The sequence below is a fragment of the Streptomyces sp. NPDC013317 genome, from assembly GCF_055563155.1.
The window spans coordinates 242358-268361 of the sequence record NZ_JBVHDX010000011.1 but is presented as its reverse complement, the minus strand read 5'-3'; the positions used below and the strand labels follow the sequence as shown (position 1 = coordinate 268361).

26 protein-coding genes and 2 riboswitches are annotated in these 26004 nt (G+C 72.1%); of the genes, 14 read left to right on the top strand and 12 right to left on the bottom strand.

The genetic code is table 11. From position 1 onward, the window contains the following. Nucleotides 1–268: 268 nt before the first annotated feature. Entirely contained in the window at nucleotides 269–637 is a 369-nt protein-coding gene (locus tag ACZ3IJ_RS27195) for a PRC-barrel domain-containing protein (protein WP_467472321.1), read from the bottom strand. A gap of 114 nt (nucleotides 638–751) precedes the next feature. After that, nucleotides 752–850: riboswitch (glycine riboswitch) on the top strand. Continuing rightward, nucleotides 851–968: riboswitch (glycine riboswitch) on the top strand. Between the two features lie 61 nt (nucleotides 969–1029). Between ACZ3IJ_RS27195 and gcvP the strand changes: the two genes are divergently transcribed. After that, nucleotides 1030–3915 (top strand): aminomethyl-transferring glycine dehydrogenase, encoded by a 2886-nt coding sequence (gene gcvP, locus ACZ3IJ_RS27190; protein ID WP_467472320.1) that lies wholly within the window; start codon nucleotides 1030–1032, stop codon nucleotides 3913–3915. Nucleotides 3916–4016: 101 nt separating this feature from the next. Here gcvP and ACZ3IJ_RS27185 read toward each other — a convergent pair whose 3' ends face one another. Together ACZ3IJ_RS27185 and ACZ3IJ_RS27180 are read right to left on the bottom strand one after the other, a co-directional pair. Further along, entirely contained in the window at nucleotides 4017–4223 is a 207-nt protein-coding gene (locus ACZ3IJ_RS27185) for a DUF5999 family protein (protein WP_308354866.1), read from the bottom strand. A gap of 328 nt (nucleotides 4224–4551) precedes the next feature. Further along, the gene (locus tag ACZ3IJ_RS27180; RefSeq protein WP_467472317.1) at nucleotides 4552–5151 is read right to left on the bottom strand and encodes a hypothetical protein; all 600 of its coding nucleotides are present in this window, start codon (nucleotides 5149–5151) and stop codon (nucleotides 4552–4554) included. Between the two features lie 478 nt (nucleotides 5152–5629). Between ACZ3IJ_RS27180 and ACZ3IJ_RS27175 the strand changes: the two genes are divergently transcribed. Both ACZ3IJ_RS27175 and ACZ3IJ_RS27170 read left to right on the top strand, forming a co-directional pair. After that, nucleotides 5630–7129, top strand: a complete 1500-nt coding sequence (locus ACZ3IJ_RS27175; protein WP_467472315.1) for a glutamate-cysteine ligase family protein — start codon at nucleotides 5630–5632, stop codon at nucleotides 7127–7129. Nucleotides 7130–7219: 90 nt separating this feature from the next. After that, complete coding sequence (locus ACZ3IJ_RS27170; RefSeq protein ID WP_467472313.1) at nucleotides 7220–8041, top strand: CPBP family intramembrane glutamic endopeptidase; 822 nt, start codon at nucleotides 7220–7222, stop codon at nucleotides 8039–8041. A gap of 67 nt (nucleotides 8042–8108) precedes the next feature. Here the strand turns inward: ACZ3IJ_RS27170 and ACZ3IJ_RS27165 are convergent, their stop codons facing one another. Further along, nucleotides 8109–8918, bottom strand: a complete 810-nt coding sequence (locus ACZ3IJ_RS27165) for a PhzF family phenazine biosynthesis protein (protein ID WP_467472311.1) — start codon at nucleotides 8916–8918, stop codon at nucleotides 8109–8111. A gap of 148 nt (nucleotides 8919–9066) precedes the next feature. Between ACZ3IJ_RS27165 and ACZ3IJ_RS27160 the strand changes: the two genes are divergently transcribed. Further along, entirely contained in the window at nucleotides 9067–9699 is a 633-nt protein-coding gene (locus ACZ3IJ_RS27160; RefSeq protein WP_467472310.1) for a PadR family transcriptional regulator, read from the top strand. A 110-nt stretch (nucleotides 9700–9809) separates the two neighbouring features. Here the strand turns inward: ACZ3IJ_RS27160 and ACZ3IJ_RS27155 are convergent, their stop codons facing one another. Further along, complete coding sequence (locus ACZ3IJ_RS27155; RefSeq protein WP_467472308.1) at nucleotides 9810–10238, bottom strand: type II toxin-antitoxin system Rv0910 family toxin; 429 nt, start codon at nucleotides 10236–10238, stop codon at nucleotides 9810–9812. 69 nt (nucleotides 10239–10307) lie between these two features. Then, nucleotides 10308–10517 (bottom strand): hypothetical protein, encoded by a 210-nt coding sequence (locus tag ACZ3IJ_RS27150; protein ID WP_467472351.1) that lies wholly within the window; start codon nucleotides 10515–10517, stop codon nucleotides 10308–10310. Between the two features lie 198 nt (nucleotides 10518–10715). On the opposite strand from ACZ3IJ_RS27150, the gene ACZ3IJ_RS27145 reads away from it, so the two are divergent. The 3 genes from ACZ3IJ_RS27145 to ACZ3IJ_RS27135 all read left to right on the top strand — a co-directional run bounded on the left by ACZ3IJ_RS27145 (nucleotide 10716) and on the right by ACZ3IJ_RS27135 (nucleotide 13561). After that, nucleotides 10716–11255, top strand: coding sequence for a peptidase (locus tag ACZ3IJ_RS27145; protein WP_467472306.1), 540 nt, complete (start codon nucleotides 10716–10718; stop codon nucleotides 11253–11255). 41 nt (nucleotides 11256–11296) lie between these two features. Next, nucleotides 11297–12403 carry an EamA family transporter gene (locus ACZ3IJ_RS27140; RefSeq protein ID WP_467472304.1) on the top strand — a complete coding sequence of 369 codons (1107 nt, stop codon included), beginning with the start codon at nucleotides 11297–11299 and terminating at the stop codon, nucleotides 12401–12403. Between the two features lie 195 nt (nucleotides 12404–12598). Next, nucleotides 12599–13561 (top strand): DMT family transporter, encoded by a 963-nt coding sequence (locus tag ACZ3IJ_RS27135; protein ID WP_467472349.1) that lies wholly within the window; start codon nucleotides 12599–12601, stop codon nucleotides 13559–13561. A 204-nt stretch (nucleotides 13562–13765) separates the two neighbouring features. On the opposite strand, the gene ACZ3IJ_RS27130 is transcribed toward ACZ3IJ_RS27135, so the two are convergent. Both ACZ3IJ_RS27130 and ACZ3IJ_RS27125 read right to left on the bottom strand, forming a co-directional pair. Beyond that, nucleotides 13766–14407 (bottom strand): FMN-binding negative transcriptional regulator, encoded by a 642-nt coding sequence (locus ACZ3IJ_RS27130; protein ID WP_467472302.1) that lies wholly within the window; start codon nucleotides 14405–14407, stop codon nucleotides 13766–13768. Between the two features lie 8 nt (nucleotides 14408–14415). Beyond that, nucleotides 14416–15081 carry a pyridoxamine 5'-phosphate oxidase family protein gene (locus ACZ3IJ_RS27125; protein WP_467472300.1) on the bottom strand — a complete coding sequence of 222 codons (666 nt, stop codon included), beginning with the start codon at nucleotides 15079–15081 and terminating at the stop codon, nucleotides 14416–14418. A 35-nt stretch (nucleotides 15082–15116) separates the two neighbouring features. Here ACZ3IJ_RS27125 and ACZ3IJ_RS27120 point away from each other — a divergent pair, with 35 nt between their 5' ends. Continuing rightward, complete coding sequence (locus ACZ3IJ_RS27120; protein WP_467472298.1) at nucleotides 15117–16448, top strand: aminotransferase class I/II-fold pyridoxal phosphate-dependent enzyme; 1332 nt, start codon at nucleotides 15117–15119, stop codon at nucleotides 16446–16448. A 129-nt stretch (nucleotides 16449–16577) separates the two neighbouring features. On the opposite strand, the gene ACZ3IJ_RS27115 is transcribed toward ACZ3IJ_RS27120, so the two are convergent. After that, nucleotides 16578–17612 carry a DMT family transporter gene (locus tag ACZ3IJ_RS27115; RefSeq protein ID WP_467472296.1) on the bottom strand — a complete coding sequence of 345 codons (1035 nt, stop codon included), beginning with the start codon at nucleotides 17610–17612 and terminating at the stop codon, nucleotides 16578–16580. A 74-nt stretch (nucleotides 17613–17686) separates the two neighbouring features. Between ACZ3IJ_RS27115 and ACZ3IJ_RS27110 the strand changes: the two genes are divergently transcribed. Next, nucleotides 17687–18592, top strand: coding sequence for a LysR family transcriptional regulator (locus tag ACZ3IJ_RS27110; protein ID WP_467472294.1), 906 nt, complete (start codon nucleotides 17687–17689; stop codon nucleotides 18590–18592). A 126-nt stretch (nucleotides 18593–18718) separates the two neighbouring features. Here ACZ3IJ_RS27110 and ACZ3IJ_RS27105 read toward each other — a convergent pair whose 3' ends face one another. Further along, complete coding sequence (locus tag ACZ3IJ_RS27105) at nucleotides 18719–19177, bottom strand: pyridoxamine 5'-phosphate oxidase family protein (protein WP_467472292.1); 459 nt, start codon at nucleotides 19175–19177, stop codon at nucleotides 18719–18721. Between the two features lie 123 nt (nucleotides 19178–19300). On the opposite strand from ACZ3IJ_RS27105, the gene ACZ3IJ_RS27100 reads away from it, so the two are divergent. After that, nucleotides 19301–19960, top strand: coding sequence for a cysteine hydrolase family protein (locus ACZ3IJ_RS27100; RefSeq protein WP_467472290.1), 660 nt, complete (start codon nucleotides 19301–19303; stop codon nucleotides 19958–19960). On the opposite strand, the gene ACZ3IJ_RS27095 is transcribed toward ACZ3IJ_RS27100, so the two are convergent. Together ACZ3IJ_RS27095 and ACZ3IJ_RS27090 are read right to left on the bottom strand one after the other, a co-directional pair. Next, complete coding sequence (locus ACZ3IJ_RS27095) at nucleotides 19947–20366, bottom strand: Rieske (2Fe-2S) protein (RefSeq protein ID WP_383170923.1); 420 nt, start codon at nucleotides 20364–20366, stop codon at nucleotides 19947–19949. The two genes, ACZ3IJ_RS27100 and ACZ3IJ_RS27095, sit on opposite strands and share 14 nt — an antisense overlap. 107 nt (nucleotides 20367–20473) lie before the next feature. After that, on the bottom strand, nucleotides 20474–22774 hold the full coding sequence (locus ACZ3IJ_RS27090) for an alpha-N-acetylglucosaminidase (protein ID WP_467472288.1): 2301 nt from the start codon (nucleotides 22772–22774) through the stop codon (nucleotides 20474–20476). Between the two features lie 438 nt (nucleotides 22775–23212). Between ACZ3IJ_RS27090 and ACZ3IJ_RS27085 the strand changes: the two genes are divergently transcribed. From ACZ3IJ_RS27085 to fabG, 4 genes are all read left to right on the top strand, one after another. Then, nucleotides 23213–23806: an exonuclease gene (locus ACZ3IJ_RS27085; RefSeq protein WP_467472286.1), complete on the top strand. Its 594-nt coding sequence runs from the start codon at nucleotides 23213–23215 to the stop codon at nucleotides 23804–23806. A gap of 29 nt (nucleotides 23807–23835) precedes the next feature. Then, nucleotides 23836–24681: a HipA family kinase gene (locus ACZ3IJ_RS27080; protein ID WP_467472285.1), complete on the top strand. Its 846-nt coding sequence runs from the start codon at nucleotides 23836–23838 to the stop codon at nucleotides 24679–24681. Then, nucleotides 24678–25061 (top strand): DUF3037 domain-containing protein, encoded by a 384-nt coding sequence (locus tag ACZ3IJ_RS27075; protein ID WP_391800567.1) that lies wholly within the window; start codon nucleotides 24678–24680, stop codon nucleotides 25059–25061. Before ACZ3IJ_RS27080 ends, ACZ3IJ_RS27075 begins: the two co-directional genes overlap by 4 nt. 166 nt (nucleotides 25062–25227) lie before the next feature. Continuing rightward, nucleotides 25228–25989: a 3-oxoacyl-ACP reductase FabG gene (gene fabG, locus ACZ3IJ_RS27070; protein ID WP_391800568.1), complete on the top strand. Its 762-nt coding sequence runs from the start codon at nucleotides 25228–25230 to the stop codon at nucleotides 25987–25989. Nucleotides 25990–26004: the final 15 nt, after the last annotated feature.

The following is a 26004-nucleotide window of genomic DNA, read 5'->3' as shown; positions in this document are numbered from 1 at the left end:
TCGGCGGCGGTGGAGGGTGTGTGGCTCCCCGGGCGCTTGTCCGGCCGTGGCTCTGGGACGTCAGGCGTCCTCCTGGCCCGTTCGGGGCCTGCACGTGGCTTGGCAGAGGGGCCCGGCTTGCCAGTGGCTGGTGCCTCGCCGTCGGCGGGTGGAGGGCGTGTGGCCGGCCGCCAGCATGCCAGGGGCGGCCTCCGGTTGCGTCAGGGGCCGCAGGTGGCTGGCGGAGGGGCCGGTCTTCGCGGGAGGTACTGCGCCGGCCGTGGGGTGGTCAGGTCTCCTCCTGGCCTGCCAGGCGGCCGAAGTCGCGATCCATCGGGGGCGGGGGCGGGAGGGCCAGGCTGTAGTGGCGGTAGAGCTGGAGTTCCTGCTCGGGGGAGAGGTGGCGACCCACGCCGAAGTCCGGGGCGTCCTTGATCAGGGCGCGTTCGTACGGGATGTGGAGGCCGTCCTCGACCAGTTCGCTCGGCTCCAGCGGGACGAACGCGTCCCGGCTGAAGAGTCCCGTGCGGACCGCCGCCCACTCGGGGACTCCCGTCGCGTCGTCCAGGTACACCTCGTCCACGGTGCCGATCTTGTGTCCGTTGCGGTCGTACGCCTTGCGGCCGATCAGGCTGCGCGGATCGATGTCGGTCTGCACGGTCCCTCCAACAGGTCGCAACTGCTCTACAAGGACTACGAAAGTGCACATCTGGGATGTCGGCCACTTGAGCGACTGGTCCGGGAACGGCGCTGGTAGGCTGGCTGTGGCTGTCGACACCGTGCGGGAGAGTCCTCCGGAGAAACCTTTCGGAGGCGCCGAAGGAGCAAATCCTCCCCGGAATCTCTCAGGCACCTGTACCGCACGGGCGAGGTCACTCTGGAAAGCAGAGCGGAAGTCCGACGGCATTCGCTCTCACCGACGGTGAAAACCGGCGCGCCCCTTCGGCATGCCGGTGAAGCTCTCAGGTTGAGATGACAGAGGGGGAGGCCGTCCGGGTACCCGCGCCGTGGTGCCCCTCGCAGGTCGTGACGACCAGGAGGCCTCCGTACATGTCCGCCCACCGCATTCCGCTCTCCGAGCTCGAACAGGGCATTCCGTTCGAGCAGCGGCACATCGGGCCCGACGCCGAAGCACGGGCCAAGATGCTCGCGCAGGTCGGCTACGGCTCCCTCGACGAGCTCACGGCCGCCGCCGTGCCCGACGTGATCAAGAACGCCGAGGCGCTCGGTCTGCCCGCCGCCCGCACCGAGGCCGAGGTCCTCGCGGAGCTGCGTGAGCTCGCCGACCGCAACCAGGTCCTCGCCCCGATGATCGGCCTGGGCTACTACGGCACCTTCACCCCGCCGGTGATCCTCCGCAACGTCATGGAGAACCCGGCCTGGTACACGGCGTACACGCCCTACCAGCCGGAGATCTCGCAGGGCCGCCTGGAGGCGCTCCTCAACTTCCAGACGATGGTCGCCGACCTCACCGGTCTGCCCACCTCCGGCGCCTCCCTCCTCGACGAGAGCACCGCGGCCGCCGAGGCCATGGCGCTCTCCCGCCGTGTCGGCAAGGTCAAGAACGGCGTCTTCCTCATCGACGCCGACACCCTGCCGCAGACCATCGCGGTCATCGAGACGCGCGCCGAGCCGACCGGTGTCGAGGTCGTCGTCGCCGACCTGTCCGAGGGCATCCCCGCCGAGGTCGCCGAGCGCGGCGTCTTCGGCGTGCTCCTCCAGTACCCCGGCGCCTCCGGTGCCGTGCGCGACATCAAGCCGCTCATCGACGCGGCCCACGAGCTCGGCGCGATCGTCACCGTCGCCGCCGACCTGCTCGCGCTGACGCTGCTCACCTCGCCCGGCGCGCTCGGCGCGGACATCGCCGTCGGCACCACGCAGCGCTTCGGCGTACCGATGGGCTTCGGCGGCCCGCACGCCGGCTACATGGCCGTCCAGGACAAGCACGCCCGCTCGCTGCCCGGCCGCCTCGTCGGCGTCTCCGTCGACGCCGACGGCAACAGGGCCTACCGACTGGCGCTGCAGACCCGCGAGCAGCACATCCGCCGTGAGAAGGCCACCAGCAACATCTGCACCGCGCAGGTGCTGCTCGCCGTCATGGCCGGCATGTACGCCGTCTACCACGGCCCCGACGGCCTCAAGGGCATCGCGCAGCGCACCCACCGGTACGCGGCCATCCTCGCCGCGGGCCTGAAGGCCGGCGGCGTCGACGTCGTCCACGGAAGCTTCTTCGACACCGTCACCGTCCGGGTGCCCGGCAAGGCCGCCGAGGCCGTCGCCGCCGCCCGTGAGGCCGGCGTCAACCTGTACCTCGTCGACGCCGACCACGTCTCGGTCTCCTGCGACGAGACCACCGGCCGCGCCCAGCTCGACGCCGTGTGGAGCGCCTTCGGCGTCGCCGCCGACATCGAGGCCCTGGACGCCGCCACGGAGGACGCGCTGCCCGCCGGGGTGCTCCGCTCCGACGCGTACCTCACCCACCCGGTCTTCCACGCGCACCGCTCCGAGACGTCGATGCTGCGCTACCTGCGCAAGCTCGCCGACCGTGACTACGCGCTCGACCGCGGCATGATCCCGCTCGGCTCCTGCACCATGAAGCTGAACGCGACCACCGAGATGGAGCCCGTGACCTGGCCGGAGTTCGGCCAGATCCACCCCTTCGCCCCGGTCGAGCAGGCGCAGGGCTACCTCACGCTCATCACCGAGCTCGAGGAGCGTCTCGCCGAGGTCACCGGCTACGACAAGGTGTCGATCCAGCCCAACGCCGGTTCTCAGGGCGAGCTGGCCGGTCTGCTGGCCGTCCGCGCCTACCACCGCGCCAACGGCGACGAGCAGCGCACCGTCTGCCTCATCCCGTCCTCCGCGCACGGCACCAACGCCGCTTCCGCGGTCATGGCCGGCATGAAGGTCGTCGTCGTCAAGACCGCCGACGACGGCGAGGTCGACGTCGCGGACCTGCGCGCCAAGATCGAGCAGTACCGCGACGAGCTGTCCGTGCTGATGATCACCTACCCGTCCACGCACGGTGTGTTCGAGGAGCACGTCGCCGACATCTGCGCCGAGGTCCACGACGCGGGCGGCCAGGTCTACGTCGACGGCGCCAACCTCAACGCGCTGGTCGGTCTGGCCAAGCCGGGCAAGTTCGGCGGCGACGTCTCGCACCTGAACCTGCACAAGACCTTCTGCATCCCGCACGGCGGCGGCGGCCCGGGCGTCGGCCCGGTCGGTGTGCGCGCGCACCTCGCGCCGTACCTCCCGAACCACCCGCTGCAGCCGACCGCGGGCCCCGAGACGGGCGTCGGCCCGATCTCCGCCGCTCCGTGGGGCTCCGCGGGCATCCTGCCGATCTCCTGGTCGTACGTGCGTCTGATGGGTGGCGAGGGTCTCAAGCGCGCCACGCAGGTGGCCGTCCTCGCGGCGAACTACATCGCCAAGCGCCTGGAGCCGCACTACCCGGTGCTCTACACGGGTCCGGCCGGACTCGTCGCCCACGAGTGCATCGTCGACCTTCGTCCGATCTCCAAGGCGACCGGTGTCAGCGTCGACGACATCGCCAAGCGCCTGATCGACTACGGCTTCCACGCGCCGACGATGTCGTTCCCGGTGGCCGGCACCCTGATGATCGAGCCGACCGAGTCCGAGGACCTGACCGAGCTCGACCGCTTCTGCGACACGATGATCGCGATCCGAGGCGAGATCGAGAAGGTCGCGTCGGGCGAGTGGCCGGCCGGGGACAACCCGCTGGCGAACGCCCCGCACACGGCCGCCGCGCTCGGTGGCGAGTGGAACCACCCGTACACCCGTGACGAGGCGGTCTTCCCGGCCGGTGTCTCGGCCGCGGACAAGTACTGGCCGCCGGTCCGCCGCATCGACGGCGCGTTCGGCGACCGCAACCTCGTCTGCTCCTGCCCCCCGCTGGACGAGTACGACCAGTAGGACCCGCGGCGCGGACATGAGTCAGGGCCGGTTCGGAGAGTTCTCTCCGGGCCGGCCCTTGCGTGTTCCCTCGTACGTGTCGTGCCCGACGCGCCCCGGAGTCAGGCGGCGGTCGTCACCCGGCCCGCCGTCAGCGGGCGGTGCGGGGCGATGATCTGGCCGTCCGGCAGCAGTTCACCGGTGTCCTCGAAGAGCAGGACCCCGTTGCACAGCAGGCTCCAGCCCTGCTCCGGGTGGTGCGCCGTCGGACGGGCCGCCTCCCGGTCGGCGGAGTCGGCGGTGGGACAGGCAGGTTGGTGCTGGCACATGGATGGGTTCTTTCGCTGCGTCGTGGTCTCTGTCGTCCTGCGGCTCGATGCGGTGCTCATGGCCGCCCCCCGTTGTCGGTTCGGTTGGTCCAGTGTTCCGCTACGGAAGGCGATCCGCAGGTATTTCACGGCAGCTCTTCCTACTGCATGAAGACGTATCACCCGCGCGGGCGGTTCAACGCAACCGGGCGGTCTCTTCGGGTGGTTCGGGGTAGCCCCAGTGGGCTAGTCCGTCCGGGGCGGGGTGTTCGAGGGAGTCGTTCGGACACCAGGACGCCCCGCGGCCCGGTCGGGGCCGCGGGGCGTGACATATCTCGGAAGAGGTGGTTCAGGCCGGCGCCGGGGTGCCGAACAGCGGTGGGGGAGCCAGTCGCAGGGTGAGGACGGGCAGCAGGTCGGCGACCCGGTGCGGCCGGTGGGCCGCGATGCCGGGCGGTGCCGGGGCGAGCGGGACGAGCAGGTCCGCCGGGTCGGGCGAGGACGTCGCTCCGTCGGCGTCCGTGTCGCCGTGCAGCCAGAGCGTCAGCATGTACAGCTCGGGTACGGAGAGCAGTCGCGGCTGGTACACCGTGGGCAGCGACTCGGCCTGGAGCAGGGCGCGTTCGGTCGCTGTGACGTACGGACCCTCGAAGAAGTGCGAGAACGACCAGCCGTCGGGGGTGAGCATGGTGTCGGCGGCGGCCACCGCCCGGTCGGTGCCCCGGATCAGGAAGCGCCAGCCGGCCAGTCGCGTACGCGGTGCCTGCCCCGACGGGACGACCTGATCCCGTACGTCGAGGACGTGGAGGGGCAGGGGTGCCTCTGGGCTCAGTGGCCCTTGGGCCGCTCGCAGAGCGGGAGTTCGCGCCTCGCGGACGGCGGTGGGGGAACCGAGGGCCGCGAGGACACTGCGCAGGGCCGGCGCAGGGGCCGGTGAAGGTCGGAGCATGATGGGTCGCCTCTCACTCAGGAGACACGGTGACGCGTGGGCAGGTACGACGGCGCTGTGGGCTGCCGGGCCGAGGGGGCCATGAAGCCATGGCCGGGCGCCAACACTCTGCCTCGTTCGCGGAGTTTATACGAGACGTGTTCACGCGTTGTTTCCTCTAGCGGTCGCCGATATTGCCGACAAGGCGTCATCCGGCCTTAACGCGGAGGCGATTCATCGTATTTGTGACGCGTGCGGGTCGTCTGCCTGCGAGGACTTCACCGATGCGGACGGCCGGTAATCGACCCCACGCTTTCGTTGAATATGGCCGCGGAATATGTCCTTTGCGGTTGCCCTCGGGACGTGCCGGGTGATTGCGTGACCCAGCCTATCGTTCAACGAAGGCGGCCCGCAGGCGTTATGGATCAATCGGGTGGGCATCATCGTCCGTGACACGCGCGGCCGTCGCCGTGGCCGCCCGATCGGGAGGGAAGCTTCCATGGGGGAGAAGGTCGTGGCAGACGGGTTCGACCTGTCCGATCGGCAGAGATACCGCAGGAAGCTCCAACAGTGCCTGGCGGGGCTGGCGAGGCTCCTGGCGGAGAAGAGGTTCGACCGGCCGCGCAATCTGATGGGCCTGGAGATCGAACTCAATCTCGCGGGCGCCGACGGCATGCCGAGGATGGTGAATGGCGCGGTCCTCGAGCGGATCGCCAGCACGGATTTCCAGACGGAACTGGGAATGTTCAACCTCGAAGTGAACATCGCTCCGCACCGACTCGGAGGCCGCGTTTTCGACCGGCTCGCGGAGGAACTCACGACCGGCCTCGGATATGCCGACCGCAAGGCCCGTGAACTCGACGCGGGCGTGCTCATGATCGGAATTCTGCCCACGCTCGCGCAGGACGACCTCGTCTCCGAGAACATCTCGTCCGTCGACCGGTACACCCTGCTCAACGACCAGATCGTCGCCGCCCGCGGCGAGGACTTCACGCTCGACATCCACGGTGTCGAGGAGCTCGCCTGCACGGCCACGTCGATCGTGCCGGAAGCGGCGTGCACCTCCGTACAACTGCACCTCCAGGTCACGCCCGCCCGGTTCGCCGCCGTGTGGAACGCGGCCCAGGCCGTGGCGGCGGTCCAGATCGCCGTAGGCGCCAACTCGCCCTTCCTCTTCGGCCGGGAGCTGTGGCGCGAGTCCAGGCCCCCGCTCTTCACCCAGGCCACGGACACCCGGCCGCCCGAGCTCCAGGCGCAGGGGGTGCGGCCGAGGACCTGGTTCGGGGAGCGGTGGGTGGACTCCGTCTACGACCTCTTCGAGGAGAACCTGCGGTACTTCCCGGCCCTGCTGCCGATATGCGACGAGGAGGACCCGCTCCTCGTCCTCGATCAGGGCGGGGTCCCGCGGCTGCAGGAACTCGTGTTGCACAACGGCACGGTCTACCGCTGGAACCGGCCGGTCTACGGCTGGGTCGACGGCGTTCCGCATCTGCGCGTGGAGAACCGGGTGCTGCCGGCCGGTCCGACGGTCACCGACGTCGTCGCCAACGCGGCCTTCTACTACGGACTGGTACGGGCGCTGGCCGAGGACTCCCGGCCGATCTGGAAGCGGCTGCCCTTCGAGGACGCCGCCGCGAACTTCGACACCGCCTGCCGCCACGGCATCGAGGCGGAACTCCGCTGGCCGCGACCGGGCCGCTCCGGCGGCGTGGCGACCGTCCCGGCGGTACGCCTCGTCCTCGACGAGCTCCTGCCGCTGGCCGCGGCCGGGCTCGACGCCTGGCACGTCGAACCGGCGGACCGGGACTTCTACCTCGGCGTGATCGAGGAGCGCTGCCGGGGGCGGGTCAACGGCGCGTCCTGGCAGGCCGACACCTTCCACAAGGCGCTGGAGTCGGGCCTCGGCCGGGAGGCGGCGCTGGCGGCCACCACGCGCCGGTACGCCGAGCTGATGCACGGCGGCGAGCCGGTGCACCGATGGCCCGTGGGGATCGACTAGCGCCGGAGCCGGCATCTGGACGGCGCGCGCGGGCACCCGGAATGGCGCGCGCCCCCGGCCGTCACGCATGATCTCCGTACCCGGAACGCGATGGGGAAGTGGAGAACAGGTGTGGTGTCGGATCAACGAGTGGTGCCCGCTGACCTTCCGCCCGACGGTCTGCCGCGCCGGATCCTGAGGTCCGAGACGCTGATCGTCCTGGCGCTGTCACTCGGTGCCAGCGCCCTGTCGTCGCTGATCAGTTTCACCGGCTCGCTGACCAAGCCCGGCGGACTGAAGGAACAGGCGGCGACGCTCAACGGCTCGTACGCGCCCGGGCGCCCCTGGCTGGACCTGGCCTGGCAGCTCTTCGGGATCGCGTCGGCGCTCGTGCCGGTGGTGCTCGTCGCCCATCTGCTGCTGCGCGAGGGCTCGGGAATGCGCGCCATCGGCTTCGACCGGACGCGCCCCTGGCCCGACCTCGGCCGGGGCGCGCTGGTCGCGGCGGGGATCGGCAGCGCCGGACTGGCCTTCTACCTGGGGGCGCGGGGGGCCGGGTTCAATCTGACCGTGGTGCCCGAGTCGCTGCCGGACATCTGGTGGAAGTACCCGGTACTGATCCTGTCGGCGATCCAGAACTCCGTACTGGAGGAGGTCATCGTCGTCGGCTACCTCCTGCGCCGGCTGGGGCAGTTGGGGTGGTCGCCCATGGCCGCCCTGGTGGCGAGTTCGGTGCTGCGCGGCTCGTACCACCTCTACCAGGGCATCGGCGGCTTCGTCGGCAACGTCGTGATGGGCGTCGTCTTCGTCTACCTCTACCGCCGCTGGGGGCGGGTGGGGCCGCTGGTCGTGGCGCACGCGTTGCTCGACATCGTGGCCTTCGTCGGGTACGGCCTGCTGGCCGGGAGGGTGGACTGGCTGCCCACCGTCTAGGCAGGGAGGCGAAGAGGGGCGTACGGCGACGGCCGTACGCCCCTCTTTCGTCGGCCGGGACCCTTCATCAGGCGTTCAGCTCGCCGTCGACGACGGTGACCGCGTGGCCTGTCAGGAGGGTGCGGTCGCCGCGGAGCCGGGTGTGGACGAGACCGGTGCGCGCGCCGCCCTGGAGACCGGTGAGGTCGTCGCGGCCGAGGCGCGCGGACCAGAAGGGGGCGAGCGCGGTGTGCGCGCTGCCGGTGACCGGGTCCTCGTCGATGCCGACGCGGGGGAAGAAGCCCCGGGACACGAAATCGTAGCCACGGTCGGGGTCTTCGGCTGCGGCGGTGGCGATCACTCCGCGATCGGAGAGGTCCGTGAGGGCCGCGAGGTCGGGCGTCAGGGCGCGGACGGCGGCCTCGTCGCGCAGCTCGACGACGAGGTCGCCGATGTGCGCCGCGGTGTCGTGGACGGAGACGATCTCCGCGCCCAGGGCCTGCTCCAGGCCGTCGGGGGCCGGCACGGGGGTCAGTGACGACGTGGGGAAGTCCATGGTGACGGTGCCGTCGGGCGCCGCCGTGGCCGTGAGGACGCCGCAGCGGGCGGCGAAGCGGACGGTCCCCGTCGCGGCGCCCGTGGTGTGCAGGACGTGGGCGGTGGCGAGCGTGGCGTGCCCGCACATGTCGACCTCGGTGGCCGGGGTGAACCAGCGCAGCGCCCAGTCCGCCTCGCCGCCCGGCGGAAGCGGGTGGGCGAAGGCCGTCTCGGAGAGGTTGACCTCGGCGGCCACCTTCTGGAGCCAGTGGTCGTCGGGGAAGGAGTCGAGGAGGAGGACGCCCGCCGGGTTGCCGGAGAAGGGGCGGTCGGTGAACGCGTCGACGATTCGGATCCGCATGGCACGGACCGTATCGGGGCGGCAAACCCGCAGGCCAAGGCCAATCAGGGACGACTGGACCGTTCGGGTGTTGGCAAACGAACAGTTCCGATATATCGTTGAGGCATCGCGACAGTTCGACGATGTACCCGATGGAAGGAGCGTTGCGATGCGTTCACATGGACACGAACACGGACATGGAGACTGCGGACCCGGCCCTCGTGGTCGGGGAGGACCTCGCGGTGACTTCGAAGGGCGGCGCGCGGCCTTCGGTCAGTTCGGGCCGGGCTTCGGCGGCGGAGGGCCGTGGGGTGGAGGCCCCTTCGGGGGCGGCCGGGGTCGCGGAGGCGGAGGCCGGGGACGGGCGCGGCGCGGAGATGTGCGCGCCTCGATCCTCACGCTGCTGAAGGACCGGCCGATGCACGGCTACGAGATGATCCAGGAGATCGGCGAGCGCAGCGGCGGGGCGTGGAAGCCCAGCCCCGGCTCGGTCTACCCGACCCTGCAGCTCCTCGAGGACGAGGGCCTGATCACCAGCGAGAGCGAGGGCGGCAAGAAGCTGTTCACGCTCACCGACGCCGGCCGGACCGAGGCCGAGTCGGGGCCGGAGGCCCCCTGGGAGGAGGCCGGGCGCGGTGTCGACTGGGAGGCGGTCAACGAGATCCGGCAGGCCGGCTTCGGTCTGATGGAGGCGTTCGGCCAGGTCTGGAAGACCGGCAGCGCCGAGCAGCGGCAGAAGGCGGTCGGGGTCATCAACGAAGCCCGTAAGAAGCTCTACCTGATTCTGGCCGACGAGCACTGAGTGCCCGGAAGCGCGAGGGGCCCCGCGGCGATCGCCGCGGGGCCCCTCGTGTCGTCACAGGAGCCCGTCGTCGCCGGGCTCCGGGGCGGGGTGTTCGGCGGGTGGGAGGGTCAGGCCACCAGGCCGGCCAGCTTGCGGAGGGACTCGTGGAGCGCGGCGGTCGCCGAGTCCTTCAGCTTGCCCGCCATCAGGGAGACGGCCGCGCCCGTGAACTCGCCGTCGATCCGTACCGTGGTGGCGGCCCCCTCCGCCGCCAGCGAGTACCGCGTGCCGACGACGACCCCCATCGGCCCCTTGCCCCGGATCGCCAGCACCCGGGTGGTCTCCAGCTCCTCGACCGTCCAGGTCACCTCGGCGGGGAAGCCCATCAGCTTCATGTTCTCCGCGAACGTGGCGCCCGTCTCCAGGGAGGCGGGGCCGCCGTTCGGGAAGTTGGTGTGGGTGGCGTTCCACTCGCCGTACGACGAGAAGTCCGTCAGCTGCGCCCAGACCTTCTCGGCCGGCGCCTCGATCCGTGCCTCCGCGCTGACTTCGGCCATGCGACCCACCCCTTCACGCGTTCCGTCCGACTCTGGTGTCGCGGAACGTAGCCGGGCGGCCGTGAACATTCAATACTGATGAACCGTCAGTTCTTCGGCGTCGCCGATCCACCAGATCCGCGCCGCGTCGAACCAGTCGGAGGCCCGCGGGCCGCCTCCCTCGTCGTGGCAGTGGAACGCGGCCCAGAAGAGATCGGCGGGCAGCGCCTCCCGCGGTGCGTACACGCGGTAGACGTACTGCCGCCCGTCGAGCGCGAGCAGGGCGACCATCCAGAACATGTCCATGAGACGAAACGGAAGGACGCCGTGGTTGCATTCGGGGCGCAAGGCAAGGCGGCGCGCGCCCCTGAGACAGGAAACGAGCGCAATCTCCTCCTGAAGGAGGAGGAACCGGTCGCGTGTGCCCAACTCCGGTGGGATGCGAACATGCTTCTCGCCGGGGATGCTCCGGCCCCCGGAGGCTGATGAGGTGGGAGAGTGCAAAGCCCTGTCCCTCGTGTGCCTCAGCAGCCCCCGGCCCGCCGCCCGGAGATCCACCTCGGCCGATTCACCGCCGAACTGGCTACGGTCGTGGCGAGCGCGCGCCGCAGAGCCCTGCGCGACGGCGACCGGCAGATCGACACCGCCCACCTGCTCCACTCCCTCATCGAGTCCGACCCCGAGGTGGGTGAGGCCTTCGAGGGCGGGCCGCCGCAGCTCGCGCGCGTGCTCGGCTATCTCGTCCAGCGCTCGATCGGCTACGGCCTGCGGTGGCGCGGATCCGTCGAGGACTCCGGCACGCTGACCGCCGTACGGGACCCGGAGGCGGCGGACGGCTGGTCGCCCGCGGCCGCCGCCGCGATGGACGGCGCGTGGGAGCGGGCCGAACGGCGCGGAAATCAGCGGGCCCGCGGCCTCGACCTGCTCGCCGTCATCGCCTCGGATCCGGAGAGCCGGGGCGTCGAGGTCCTGCGCCGGGCAGGGGTCGATCCCCTCGCTCTGACCGGCCGGATCGGGGCGCTGTCTCAACAGGTGTGACGGGGGTGACGCTCCTGACGTAGTCCTGTCATCATGGCCCGATGCACGCGTCTCAGGGGAGAAGCGCCGGCCTGGGACTCGCCCTGGCGTCGGCCTTCGCATTCGGTGGTTCCGGTGTGGCGGCGAAGCCGCTCATCGAGGCGGGACTCGACCCGCTCCATGTGGTGTGGCTCCGGGTGGCCGGCGCCGCCCTCGTCATGCTGCCGGTGGCCTGGCGCCACCGCGACCTCCTGCGGCGCAAACCCGCACTCCTGGCGGGCTTCGGCCTCCTCGCCGTCGCCGGTGTGCAGGCCTTCTACTTCGCCTCGATCTCCCGGATCCCCGTCGGCGTCGCCCTGCTCGTCGAGTACCTCGCCCCGGCCCTCGTCCTCGGCTGGGTCCGCTTCGTCCAGCGCCGGCCGGTCACCCGCGCCGCCGCGCTCGGCGTCGTCCTCGCGGTCGGCGGCCTCGCCTGTGTCGTCCAGGTCTGGTCCGGACTCAGCTTCGACCTGCTCGGACTCCTGCTCGCCCTCGGCGCGGCCTGCTGCCAGGTCGGCTACTTCGTCCTCTCCGACCAGGGCGGCGACGAGTCCGACCCGGCCGACCCGCTGGGCGTCATCGCGTACGGCCTCCTCTTCGGCGCGCTCGTCCTCACCGTCGTCGCACGGCCGTGGGGCATGGACTGGTCGGTCCTCGGCGGAACCGCCGACATGAACGGCACCGAGGCGCCCGCCTGGCTGCTCATCGGCTGGATCGTGCTGATCGCCACCGTCCTCGCGTACGTCACCGGCGTCATCTCGGTGCGCCGGCTGTCGCCGCAGGTCGCGGGCGTCGTCGCCTGCCTGGAGGCCGTGGTCGCGACCGTGCTGGCGTGGGTGCTGCTCGGCGAGCACCTGGCGGCGCCGCAGATCGTCGGCGGTGCCGTGGTCCTCGTGGGCGCGTTCATCGCCCAGTCGTCCACGCCGAAGGCGGCACCGGCCGCTCCGGTGGCAGGGTCCGAGACCGGGGCAGGGTCCGAGGCCGGGGCAGAGGCCGAGACCGGGGCAGGGTCCGAGGCCGGGGCAGAGACCGAGCCCGTGGCGGGGTCCGGGGTCGGGTCCAGGGTCGGGTCCGGGGCCGAGTCGGATGGTGGTGAAACGGAGTTGTCGGCCGGTCGGACGGCCCCGTAAGGTGTCGATCATGCATTCGACCGTCCTTCCGCCTCCCGCCGCCTAGGCGCGGGCGGCGCTCTCCCTGACGAAGACCGGGCTCGGGCAGTCCCCGAGCGGTTCGTCGCTGCCCGCGTGCGGAGTCGAGCGACCACACCACCCCGTCGTCACACGGAGAAGCACGTGTCGAATTCCTCCTCCACGCCCGCGGCCGTCATGCCCGCCGTCGGACGGAGTCTGCTCTATCTCGTCGTCGCCGGAGTCGCCTGGGGCACCGCCGGTGCCGCGGCCTCGCTGATCTTCCTGGTCAGCGACATGGGACCGCTGGCGCTCTCCTTCTGGCGCTGCGTCGGCGGCCTCGCGCTGCTGCTCGGGGCCCTGGCCCTGCGCACCCGGTCCCGTAGGACCGCGGCGGCGGGCCCGCGAGGGGCCGCCGCGACGGTGGAACCGAGCCGGCGCCGGCTGATCCGCATCCTCGGCACGGGCATCGGGCTGACTCTCTTCCAGAGTGCGTACTTCGCGGCGGTCGAGGCGACCGGGCTCGCCGTCGGCACCGTCGTCACCCTCGGCGCGGGCCCCGTCATGATCGCGCTCGGCGCGCGGCTCACCATGGGCGAACGCCTCGGCGGCGGTGGCGCGGCCGCCGTCGGCGGGGCGCTGGCCGGACTGGCCGTGCTGGTGCTCGGCGGTGAGAGCGGCGAGGTGCGGCCGCTCGGCGTGGCGCTCGCCGTGCTCTCGGCGGCCGGGTACGCGGCGATCACCCTGCTCACCCGGTGGCTCGGCCGCGACGGCGGCGGGTCCGACGCCCTGTCGACCACCACCTGGGCCTTCGCCGTCGGCGCGGCCGGGCTGCTCCCGATGGCCGCGGCGGAAGGCCTTTTCCCGCACACCGGGCAGCCCCTCGAGGTGCTCGGGCTGCTGGTGTACGTGGCGGCGGTGCCGACCGCGCTCGCCTACGCGCTCTACTTCGCGGGGGCGGCGGTGGTGCGCGCGGCGACCGTCTCCGTGATCATGCTGCTCGAACCGGTGAGCGCGGCGGTGATCGCGGTGACGGTCCTCGGCGAGGAGCTGACCGCCGCGACCGTGCTGGGCACGCTGCTGCTGCTCGTGGCGGTCACGGGGCTCGCCCTCGCGGAGGCCCGCACGGCGACGGCGCGCCGTCGGGAGGCGGTGGCCTAGGGCGTGTTGCGAAAGTAGCGCCGTCCGCCCGAAGGGCGGGCCCCGCGGCGTCTGGTGCGTGCGATCGCAAGGCGGAGGGTCGTCCTCGTACCGGGTGTACTCGGACGATCCCGACAACGCAGCGAGCGTGCGTGCCAGGCGTCGCGGGGCAGGCGGGACTTTCGCAACACGCCCTAGCCGCCGGACCCGGTGGCTGTGGAGGGGTTACGCCCCTCTGCGGCGCAGTTGGTGCGCCGCCGCCTCCCGGTCTCCTCGGCCCGCCCGGGTCGCCAGGCCCTCCACGATGCGGTCCTGGACCGGTTCCGGCTTGTGGTTCGCGTACTTGAACTTCGCGCGGACCTCGGTCACGTCGAGGCGCAGCACCCGAAGGCCCGGAAGCAGGCGCCCGAAGGGGGCCCCGCCGGCGGTGACCGGGGCGGTGCCGCCCGTCGGCTGGAAGTGCGCGACCTGGCGGTCGAGGAGCCTGGCCTTCTCCGCCGGGTCGTCCACCACGTGCGCCGTGCAGCGCAGTTGGACGGCGGCGTAGAAGGAGGTGGGGGTCCCGCTCTCGGGCGGGGCTCCCTCCGGGGCCGTCCACGGGCCGGGGACGAAGGCGTAGTCGTCGACCACGCTCAGCAGGACCGACGGGTTCGCCTCCAGGGCGGGCCAGAGCGGGTTCGGGCGGGCGAGATGGGCGAGCACCTGCCCGTGCGGGCCGGGCTCGGAGTCGTACCGGAAGTGCATCGGCTGTACCCACGGCGGCTCGCCCGCCGCTCCGTTGACCGCGAGCTGGCCGAAGTCGTGGCGGGTCAGCCAGTCGCGCCACTCGGCCGGGTCGTGGGCGGCGTCCCAGGGATGGATCAGCATGGCGGCCCTCAGACGGCGGTGAGGTAGTCGGGCAGGGAGATGGACGGGTCGAGGTCCTCCGCCGGAACCGGGGTGCCGTAGGCCCTGCGTACGGGAACGACGCCGGACCAGTGGGGGAGGGCGGCGTCCTCCGGCTCGTCGTTCGGGCCGCCCGTGCGGACCTTCGCGGAGACCTCGTCCAGGTCGAGACGGACGACGGCGGTCGCGGCCAGTTCCTTGGCGTCGGCCCGTCGGGAGTCGTCGGCGCGGCCCGGGAGGACGTGGTCGACCAGCGCGTCGAGCGCGATGCGCAGCTCCTCCGGGTCGGTGACCTGGTGGGCCGTGCCGTGGACCACGACCGAGCGGTAGTTGATCGAGTGGTGGAACGCCGACTTGGCCAGGACCAGGCCGTCGACGTGGGTCACCGTGAGGCAGACGGGCAGCCCGGGGACCTCGGCGCCGGCGCCCCCCGCCATGCGCAGGGGGCGCGAGCCGGTGGAGCCGTGGACGTAGAGGCGGTCGCCGATCCTGCCGTAGAGCGTCGGCAGCACGACCGGGGCGCCGTCGCGGACGAAGCCGAGGTGGCAGACGTACGCCTCGTCGAGTATCGAGTGCACCAACGCGCGGTCGTACGAGGCGCGGTTGCGGGAGCGGGTGGGGATGGTCCGCTCGGTCGGCTCGTAGGAATCCGTCATTGCGCTCTCCATTGCACTAGTGCATAATGTCGTTTGTGCTAGGAGAGTATCGGATCGAAGGCCGTCGCGCATCGGAGATTGCCGCCAGCGTCGAACGAGGGGTCGGTGCGGGAGTCCTGGAGCCGGGGCAACTGCTTCCACCCATGCGTGAGTTGGCGCTCACGCTCGGGGTGAACCCGAACACGGTCGCGGCCGCGTACCGGACCCTGCGGGAGCGCGGGGTCATCGAGACGGACGGACGGCGCGGCAGCCGGGTGCGGCCCAGGCCCGCCACGACGGCCCGCGGCTCCATCCAGGTGGACGCTCCGGCCGGGGTACGGGACGTCAGCAGAGGCAACCCGGACCCTCAACTGCTCCCCTCGCTGGGAGACGCTCTCGCGGAGGCGGCGCGGCGCGCGGCGGAGCGTCCCGGCATGTACGGGGAGGCCCCCGTCGACGAGGGGTTCGCGCGGCTCGCCCGCGCGGCGCTGGACGCGGACGGGGTCCCCGACGGACCGATCGCCGTCACCTCGGGGTCGCTCGACGCGATCGAGCGCGTGCTCGCGGTCCACCTCAGGGCCGGCGACGCCGTCGCCGTCGAGGACCCGGGCTGGGGCAGCCTGCTCGACCTCGTACCGGCGCTCGGGCTGAGGCCGGTGCCGGTCGCCGTCGACGACGAGGGGCCGCTGCCGGCGGCGGTGGCGGGAGCGCTGAGCGACGGCGTACGGGCCGTGATCATCACCGACCGCGCGCAGAACCCGACCGGCGCGGCCGTCGGTGCGGACCGGGCCGCCGCCCTGCGCCGCGTCCTCGCGGACCACCCGGACGTGCTGCTCGTCGAGGACGACCACGGTCACGGCATCGTCGACCTGCCGCTCCACCCGCTGGCCGGGGTGACCCGCCGCTGGGCCTTCGTGCGCTCCGTGGCCAAGGCGTACGGACCCGACCTGCGGATCGCCTCGCTGACCGGTGACGCCGAGACCGTCGACCGGGTCCTCGGGCGCCAGCGGCTGGGGCCCGGCTGGGTCAGCCGACTGCTCCAGCACACGGTCGCGCACCTGTGGGCGACGGGCGCCGTGGACCCGACGGCGGTCGCCGCCGCCTACGCGGAGCGGCGCGACGCGCTCGTACGGGCACTGGAACGGCGCGGCGTCGAGGCGCACGGGCGGAGCGGGATGAACGTCTGGGTGCCGGTCTCCGACGAGACGGGCGCGGTGACCCGACTGCTGGGCGCGGGCTGGGCGGTCGCCCCCGGAGCCCGCTTCCGGATGGCGGCGGGCCCGGCCGTGCGGGTCACGGTCTCCGGCCTGACGCCGCGGGACATCGACCCTCTGGCCGACGCCCTCGCCCGCGCATCGGACCCGGCCCCGGCGCGGAGTTACGGCTGAGGGGTTGGTGGGTGGGGCTTCGGGCGCCCCGCTCGGGTGCGGCTCCGCCCGGGTGCGGCTCCGCTCGGATGCGGCTTCGTCCGGACACCGCGCCGGAGTGCGGCGCGGTGTCCGGACGGACTCGGGGGCCTAAGGCCGGCCCGCCGTGTGCTGGTCCGGGCGGGGTGTCGTCGGGGAGGCGACGGGCGGCGAGGTCGCAGGGGAGGCGACCGGCGAGGTCGTCGCCGCCGCCCGGATCGTGGTCCGAGGCTTTCTCGACGGGCCCCGGCGCTGGGTCAGAGCGGCGCCCGCGAGGACGACGGCGGCGCCGACGGGGGTGTTCCAGCCGAGGTGTTCGCCCAGAACGGCCACGCCCGCCGCCGTGGCGATCATCGGGATGAAGTACGTGACCATCGCCGCCGTCGTCGGGCCGACCTCGGCCACGAGTCCGTACTGCAGCAGCATCGCGTACCCCGTGCCCAGCGCGCCCAACGCGATCACGGCGAGCAGGGGGACGATCTCGACCGACGACGGGAGCGAGGTGAACACCGGTGTCACCACGGCCAGTTGCAGTGTCGCGATGCCGACCTGGGTGCCGGCGAGCGAGAGGTTCGACGCCCCGTTGCCGGCCAGCGTGCGGCGCACGTAGATCCAGCCGACCGCGTAGCTGAAGGAGGCCAGCAGTGCCAGCGCCGTGCCCGTGACATCGAGCCCGGAGAAGCCCTGCCAGGCGCCGAGCACCGTCAGGACCCCGACGAAGCCGATGCCGAGCCCCGCCGCGCGCACCCGCGTCGGCCGGTCCTCGGAGAGCGCGACCAGGGAGAGGACCATGCCCCACAGGGGTGTCGTGGCGTTGCAGATGCCCGCCAGCGTCGAGGGGATGGTCAGCTCGGCGTACGAGAAGAGGGAGAACGGCAGCGCGTTCAGCAGAAACGCGGCGACGGTGAGGTGGAGCCACGTGCGCCGCCCCCGCGGCAGCCGCTCCCGCTTGATCGCCATCACCACGGCCAGCACCGCCGTACCGAACAGCAGCCGGCCGAAGGTCACCTGGAACGGCGCGAACCCCTCCGTACCGACCTTGATGAAGAGAAAGCTGAAGCCCCAGATCAGGGCCAGTACGCCGAAGCGGATCCGCCAGTCGACCAGGCGTGGGCTGCGGGCGGCGGGGGAGGTCGCGGTGCTCATGCCCCCCAGAGTGACCGCTCGCATCTCTTAGAACAAGCGAGAATAGATGAAGGTCTTCGCTTAGGATTGCTTACATGTTGAACCTGGAGCGCCTCCGGACCCTGGACGCCGTCGCACGGCACGGATCGGTCAGCGGAGCGGCCGACGGCCTGCACGTCACCACCTCGGCCGTGTCGCAGCAGCTGTCCAAGCTGGAGCGTGAGATCGGCCAGCAGCTGCTCGCCAAGAACGGCCGGGGCGTTCGCCTCACCGACGCCGGTCTGCTGCTCGCCCAGCACGCGGCGCGCATCCTCTCCCAGGTGGAGCTCGCCCAGTCGGACATCGAGGCGCAGCGCGGCCAGGTCGTCGGCGAGGTGCGGATCGCGGCCTTCCCGACGGCGGCGCGCGGGCTGCTGCCCGGAGCCCTGGCCGCGCTGCGCACCGCCCATCCCGACCTCCGTGTGAGGACCACCGAACTGGAGCCGGAGCGGGGTATCCGCGAGGTGCTGCGGGGCGATGCCGACCTCGCGATCGTCCTGGACTGGAGCAACAAGAAGGCCCCGGTGCCGGGTGGTCTCGAGCGTGCCCACCTGCTCGACGACGCTGCCGACGTCGCCGTACCCGCCGGACATCCGCTGGCGGCACGGGACGAGGTGGATCTCGTCGACTTCGGCGACGAGGACTGGGTCTCCTGGCCCGAGGGGGAGTTCTGCCACGACTGGCTGATGTTCACCCTGCGGTCGCAGGGCATGGAGCCGCGCATCGCCCATCTCGCCGGGGAGCACCACACGCAGCTCGCGCTGATCGCCACCGGGCTCGGGGTGTGCGTCACCCCGCGCCTCGGTCGCGGCCCGACCCCCGACGGGGTGGTGCTGCTGCCCGTGCGGCAGAAGATGAAGCGACACATCTACGCGACCTGGCGCAGCGACGCCGACCGCCGGCCCTCCATCAGGGCGGCGGTCGAGGCGCTGCGGGAGATCGGGGCGCCGTTGAGCAGCTGAAGGAGGCCGGGGGTCCGGCCGGCGCCCCGATCTCCCGCGTTTCTGTGGCGGCTGGATCGGCGCCCCGTGCCCCGGGCTTCCGTGACGGCTAGACCTGCGCCCTGTGCCCCCGCGTTTCCGCGGCGGCTAGATCTTGCGGAAGTCCCAGGACGCGACCGCGTCCGGAGTCAGCTTCAGCCAGGCGTGCCGGCCGTCGTGCGGCATCGTGTCCATGCCGAAGTTCTTGGCCGCGAAGAGGCGTTCCGGCACGTCGAGTTCGGGGCACGGCTCGCCGGTGCGCGGTGCCTCGCCGACGAAGACCGCGGTACCCGACAGTTCCGCGCCGCGGAGCTCCCCGTACTCCTCGCCGTCGTCGACGACCACCGCGATGCGCGGGTCGGCGCGCAGCTCGGCCCAACGGCGGCTGCGGGTGAGGGAGTAGAGCCAGAGCGAGGTCCCGTCCCAGGCGAACCAGAGCGCGCCGACATGAGGACGGCCGTCCGCGGAGACGGTCGCGACCCGGCAGGTGCGCTGCTCGGTGAGGAAGGTGTCCAGCTCGGCCGGGGTCATCATGATCCGGCGTCCACGGCGCTGCGCGACGGCCATCGACCGCCCCTTTCCATGAGTCTGATGAAGTGTCAGAAATCATGGGGGCTCTTCCCTCCTGGGGCAAGGGTGGCTAGCCTCGCCCGCCCGGAGTACGGCACGGCGATGCGGACAGGGGAGACCATGACCAGCGCGTCACAGCGGGAACAGCTCCAGGAACAGCTAGAACCGTCCGGCACGGTGCTGCTCACCGTCGAGTGCCAGCAGGGTGTGGTCGGCGAGGAGAGCGCCTTGCCCGAACTCGCCACCGCCGCGCGTGCCTCGGGCGCGCTGGCCAACGTCGCGCGGCTCGTCGCGGCCGCCCACGAGGCCGACGTGCAGGTGATGCACGCGGTCGCCGAGCGCAGGCCGGACGGGCGCGGCGCCAACAGCAACGCCCGGCTGTTCCGCGCCGCGGCCCGGCTGCCCGTGCAGCAGCACCGCGGCAGCGCGGCCGTGCGGATCGCCGAACCCATCGAGGTCGCCGACCAGGACATCGTCGTACGACGGCTGCACGGGCTCTCGCCCGTCGCCGGGACCGACGTCGACCCGCTGCTGCGCAATCTCGGCTGCCGCACCCTCGTCGTCACCGGTGTCTCGGCCAACGTGGCGATCCCCAACGCCGTGTTCGACGCGGTCAACCTCGGCTACACCGTGGTCGTGCCCGGCGACGCCATCGCGGGGGTGCCGGCCGACTACACCCCCGCGATGATCCGTCACACGCTCGCACTCGTCTCCACCGTCGCCACCACGGAGGAGGTGCTGCGCTGCTGGAAGAGCCCGCGGCGCGTCACGCGAGCGTGATCGAGTCCCCGTCCACCTTGATCGGCGTCGGTGGCAGCGGGCTGGTCGCCGGGCCGCCCTTCACGGTGCCGTCCGAGGCGTCGAACATGCTCTGGTGGCACGGGCACGTGATGACCCCGTCGGCGACCCCGCTGACGGCGCAGCCCTGGTGGGTGCACTTCGACGAGAAGGCCTTGAACTCGCCGGCCTTCGGCTGGGTGATCACCACGCCCTGACCGTCGATGACCTTGCCGCCGCCCACCGGGATGTCCGCGGTCTTCGCGAGCGGCGACCCCGCCTCCTTCGGGGCGTCCCCCGAGCCGCCGCCCGACGACGAACTGTCCGACGCGCCGCAGGCGGTGAGCGCGGCCACCAGACCCATACCGCCCGCCGCCGAGACGACCGTCCGACGTGCTACTCCACTCATCGCACTCCCCTTGCGTTCCGATCACACCGACGCGATCACTTGGTAGGAGTGAGTACGAGCGGGAGCGCCGAAAAGTTCAACCCGCTACGAGCCCTCTACGGAACCCGCTACGAACCCGAACGGAGCGCTGCCAGGACCTCGCCCGCCAGCGCCACCGGATCGCCCTCCGGACGGGTGGGATAGGTCGCGTGACCGCGCGCCCAGGCGTCGTCCACCGCGAACCAGTCGACGGCGGGTGGAGCCGTACCGTCCACCAGAGCGCGGTCGAGATGCGCGAAGTACACCGCCCAGCGCGGGGCGTAGAGATCCTCGATCAGCCCCGACCACTCACGGTTGGCGTAGTCGCGCAGGCCGCTCTCGCTCGGCACCCGGTCGCCCCAGGTCGTGAGGATCGAGCGGGCGTCGTACTCCAACCGGTCGCGCTCCGCCGCGTCCGCTCCCCAGGACCGCGCGGCGGCGAGCCACCGCCCGACCAGGAAGCGCGGATCGGAGCCGACCAGCCGGCCGAGCAGCTCCTCGTCCGCCTTCCACTCCTCGACCAGCACACGGAAGCCCGCCAGATCCCTCGCCTCGTACGCCGTCCTGATCCGGGGGAGAAGCACCCGGCTCCGGTTGGTCAGCGCCTGGCGGGCGACGTCGACGAGATCGAAGCGGTACGCCTCCGTCGTCCGCAGCTCCGGAGCCACTTCGAGCAGCTCCGCGAGCGCGCGCTCGACCCTCGTCGCGTCGTAGCGCATCGCCGTCGGACTCCAGCGCGCCGCGCGGGTCGCCGTCAGGCTCGGCCGCGCCGTGAACAGGCTGTCCTGCGGCTCGCTCCAGCCGCCCGAGGTCATGCCGTACGGGCCGAGGCGCAGCTGCTCCCACGCGGCGGCCGCGTGCGGGTCCTCACCTCCGTACCGGCGGGAGGCGTACTTGGCGAACCAGGCCGCCCGGTCGATCGGGTCCGGCTGCCAGGCGAGTTCGGTGAACAGCTCGAAGGCCGCCGGGCTGCCGCCGGTGGACTCCGGCAGATACGCGATGCCGCGCAGCGCGCTGTCGGGCTTGGCCAGCCAGGCGTGGAAACGGTCGGTCCACGCGGCGGTGTTGGCGCCGACGCCCGTGTGGCCGCCGAAGTTGGGGATCGTGCCGAAGGCGTACGGCGTCCCGCCCCACTGCGTCTCCCGGTCCAGGTTGTCGTACCGGTCCGAGAGCCCGTCGACGATGAGCACCCGGCTGCGGTCCACGCCGCTCAGGACGGCAGGGGCGGGGTTGCGCTGCCAGCCCAGCATCACCCAGGTGGCACCGGGGTGTGCGCTCTCCAGGGCCCGCTGGACGGCAGCCGCCGCGCCGGGGACGTCCACGGTTCCCGGCGTGCCCCCCTCGTGCAGCAGGTCCATCTTGAACATGTCGGTGTCGCCGAACCTCCGTCGCTGGACCTGGTAGTAGGCGGCGGCGAGCCGGTCGAACACCGGCCCCGTCGGATCCAGCCAGTCCGGGCGGCCGAAGCCGATCCAGGTGCCCTGCGGCACCGTGAGGGCGCCCGGGTTGCGGTCGGCGAAGCCCGGCGGGACCGTGCCATAGAAGCCGGGGAGGACGGGCGTCATCCCCAGGGAGCGCAGCCGGTCCGCGATCCGCCTGCCCAGCGCCGCACGGGACTCGACGAGCTGCCGGGAGACCGGACCCGCGAACCCCGACAGGTTCTGCAGCAGCCACCAGCCCTGATGGGCCGGAGCCGGGATCCACGCGCGCACCTCCTCCTCGGTGTAACCGAAGTCCTGGAGCGCGCGGTAGTACGTGTACTCCGCCCCCGTCGGTACGAAGACCTCGTTCACCCCGTGCAGAGCGAGCAGATCGATGTCGCGCTGGTAGGAGGCGAAGTCCCGGTACGGGCCGGAGTAGCCCTCGTCGGTGTCGTTCAGGGCGTAGCGATGCGGCACGTTCGCCGTGCGCGTGACCTCGCCGTCGACCGCGGGAAGCGTGGCGGGCAGCCGGCCGACGCTGTCGCCGGGCCAGCCGATGTCGACCCCGGCGACATGCTCCAGATACCAGCCGACGCCGGTGAGCAGCGTGGCGGGGGAGGTGCCCCGGACGCTGATCGCGCCAGGGCCGCCGGAGACGGAGAACCGGTCGCCGGATGCGGTCCTGGCGACCGGCACCAGGGTGAACTGCGAGGCCCTGGACGGCAGTAGGCGCTCCAGGCTCGCCCGTGCGGGCGCGGGGTCGAAGGCGGGGGCGGTGGTGGGGGTCACGCCGTGGGGTGGGGTCATGGGGACAAGGGTGCGGGGCGAGGCGGCGCGGGCGCGGGTGTGCGCAGGGCCGGCGTCCTGCGCGGCCGAGGCGGTCGCGCCCGGAAGCGCCAGCGCGGTCGCCGTGGCCAGCGCCACGGAGACGAGGGTCCTGAGACGTCGGAGGACCGGGGGGCTGACCATCTGGCTCCCTGCTCGGAGTGGGTGACGCGTGGTCAGCCCACTCTCTGACGACGTGCGGCCCCGGCGACGCAGGCGGAGCCGGGGAACGCAGGGCGCTCATCCGTGCGGGTGCAGGCCGTCGGGCCGTGCTCGCGTGCCGGCCGGTGCCGGGGCCTCTTGAACGTCGACGGTCTCTTCCCGAGGATCCGACCCTTGAGCCGTGTCTACGACGTCGCCCGCCTGGAGAGGAGGAGCGCGACGCCCCGGAGCCGGTCGTCGAACGCTACGACGTGGCGGTGTTCTCCCGCTCCGCCTGAGGGCGGCGAGACCGTCGAGGCGCGTGCTGTCGCCACGAGGGCAAGGGCGGCTCGACGCGCCTTTGTATGCTCGGCACGGAGTTGCAGGAGGCGCTCGTGAACGCGTCCTGAAGCACGCCGAGTGAGCGGGGGAGCGCGAACCATGGCGAAAGCCGAGTTCTACGTGTCGGCCGATGTGGAGGCCGACGGGCCGGTGCCCGGGCCGTTCTCCATGTCGAGTTTCGGGCTCGCCGTCGCGGGGGTTCACGACGGGGCGGGGTTCACGGCCTGTGATCCCGCCGAGCGGACCTTCTACGCCGAGCTCAGGCCGATCAGCGACGCCTACGACCCGGAGGCCCTGGCGGTCGGCGGTCTGGACCGCGGCCGGCTGGTGCGGGAAGGGCAGGAGCCCGCGCGGGCCATGAACGACGCGGCCGCCTGGCTGGCCGGTGTGTCCGAGGAGCTGGGCGCCACGCCGGTGTTCGTCGCCTATCCCCTCGGCTACGACTGGATGTGGATGTACTGGTACTTCACGCGGTTCGCCGACGGCGGTTCTCCCTTCGGCCACTCCCGCTGCATGGACCTCAAGACGCTGTACGCCGCCAAGGCCGCCGTGCCCGTCAAGGACGCGACGAAGCGCTCGATGCCGAGCCGCCTCCTGTCCTCGCGCCCCCACACCCACAACGCCCTGGACGACGCGATCGAGCAGGGGGAGCTGTTCCAGAACCTGATGCGCTGGGACGGTGCGTCCGAATGACGCTGCCCGGTCCCCGATAACCTGGGCCGATGCTTACCGAAGTGACAGCGACCCGCTATGTCACGCCCCTGCGTGAGGGCGGCTCGCTCCCCGGGATCGTCGAGGCCGACGATCTCGGTACGTACGTCATGAAGTTCACCGGGGCCGGCCAGGGACGGAAGACCCTGGTCGCCGAGGTCGTCTGCGGGCAGCTCGCGCGACGGCTCGGTCTGCGTGTGCCGGAGCTGGTCGGGATCCAGCTCGATCCCGTCATCGGGCTCTCCGAGCCCGACCAGGAGGTCCAGGAGCTGCTCAAGGCGAGCGGCGGGCTCAACCTCGGGATGGACTACCTGCCCGGCTCGCTCGGGTTCGACCCGCTGGCGTACGAGGTGGACCCGAAGGAGGCGGGGAAGGTCGTCTGGTTCGACGCGGTGATCAACAACGTCGACCGGTCCTGGCGCAACCCCAACATGCTCGTCTGGCACGGGGACCTCTGGCTGATCGACCACGGCGCCACCATGATCTGGCACCACAACTGGCGCGGCGCCCAGGCCTCCGCCGCCAAGCCGTACGACGTCTCCGACCACGCCCTCGCGCCCTTCTCGCCCGACGTGGCCTCCGCCGCGGCCGAGCTGGCGCCCCTGGTCACACGCGAGCTCCTGGAGGAGGTCGCCGCCGACGTCCCCGACGAGTGGCTCGTCGACGAGCCGGGGTTCGACAGCACCGACGCGCTGCGCCAGGCGTACGTGGACGCGCTGCTGCCGCGCGCCGCGACCATCCACGAGCGCATCACCCTCGGCCCGCGCGTCGAGCGCCGGCCCGCGCAGCCGCCCGGCTGGCTGGCCGACCGCCTCGCCCCCCGGCCGCACTCCGTCGAGAAGGACCGCACCACGTGACCGACCGTGACGTCTTCGAGTACGCGCTGCTGCGCGTAGTGCCCCGCGTCGAGCGCGGCGAGTTCTTCAACGCCGGCGTGGTGGTCTACTGCCGCGCCCGGTCCTACGTCGCCGCCCGTACGCACCTGGAGGAGAGCAAGCTGCGGGCCCTGGACCCCGGCGCGGACGTCGTCGGCGTACGGGCGGCGCTGCACGCCGTCGAGGGCGTCTGCCTGGGCGGGGAGGACGCCGGACAGGCGGCGCGCGACGATGCCGGACGGCGCTTCCGCTGGCTGATCGCACCCCGGTCCACCGTGGTCCAGCCGGGCCCGGTGCACACCGGTCTGACCGCCGATCCCGAGGCGGAGGTCGAACGGCTGCTCGATCTGCTGGTGCGCTGAGCCCCGGCGCGCGATGCGGAGTGATCCGGTGCACCCGGTGGGCCGTTGACACCGGGTGCCAGGGCTTCTAGCGTCTCGTCTGCGGAAGGTACTAAGCGGTCGCTCATGTGTGGGACGCACCGTGTGAGCCGCATCCATGGATGATCCAAGGGCGAGGAGAACCAGCATGTCGACCACCGAGCAGCGCGTAGCCGTCGTCACCGGCGCGGCACGGGGCATTGGCGCCGCGACCGCCGTACGGCTGGCCGCCGAGGGCCGTGCCGTCGCCGTACTCGACCTCGACGAGGCGGCCTGCAAGGACACCGTCGAGAAGATCACGGCCGCCGGTGGCACCGCCATCGCCGTCGGCTGCGACGTCTCCGACAGCGCCCAGGTCGAGGCCGCCGTCGCGCGCGTGGCCACCGAGCTCGGCGCGCCGACGATCCTCGTCAACAACGCGGGTGTGCTCCGCGACAACCTGCTCTTCAAGATGTCCGAGGCCGACTGGGACATGGTCATGAACGTCCACCTCAAGGGCGCGTTCCTGATGGCCAAGGCCTGCCAGAAGCACATGGTGGACGCGGGCTTCGGCCGTATCGTCTCGCTCTCCTCGTCCTCCGCGCTCGGCAACCGCGGCCAGGCGAACTACTCGGCCGTCAAGGCCGGCCTCCAGGGCTTCACCAAGACCCTCGCCAAGGAGCTCGGCAAGTTCGGCATCACCGCCAACGCCGTCGCCCCGGGCTTCATCGTCACCGAGATGACCGCGCAGACCGCCGAGCGCGTCGGCATGGGCTTCGAGGACTTCCAGGCCGCGGCCGCCTCCATGATCCCGGTGCAGCGGGTCGGCAAGCCGGAGGACATCGCCAACGCCATCGCCTTCTTCACGGGCGAGGACGCCGGCTTCGTCTCCGGCCAGGTCCTGTACGTGGCCGGCGGCCCGCTCAACTGACGCCCGAGCGGGAAG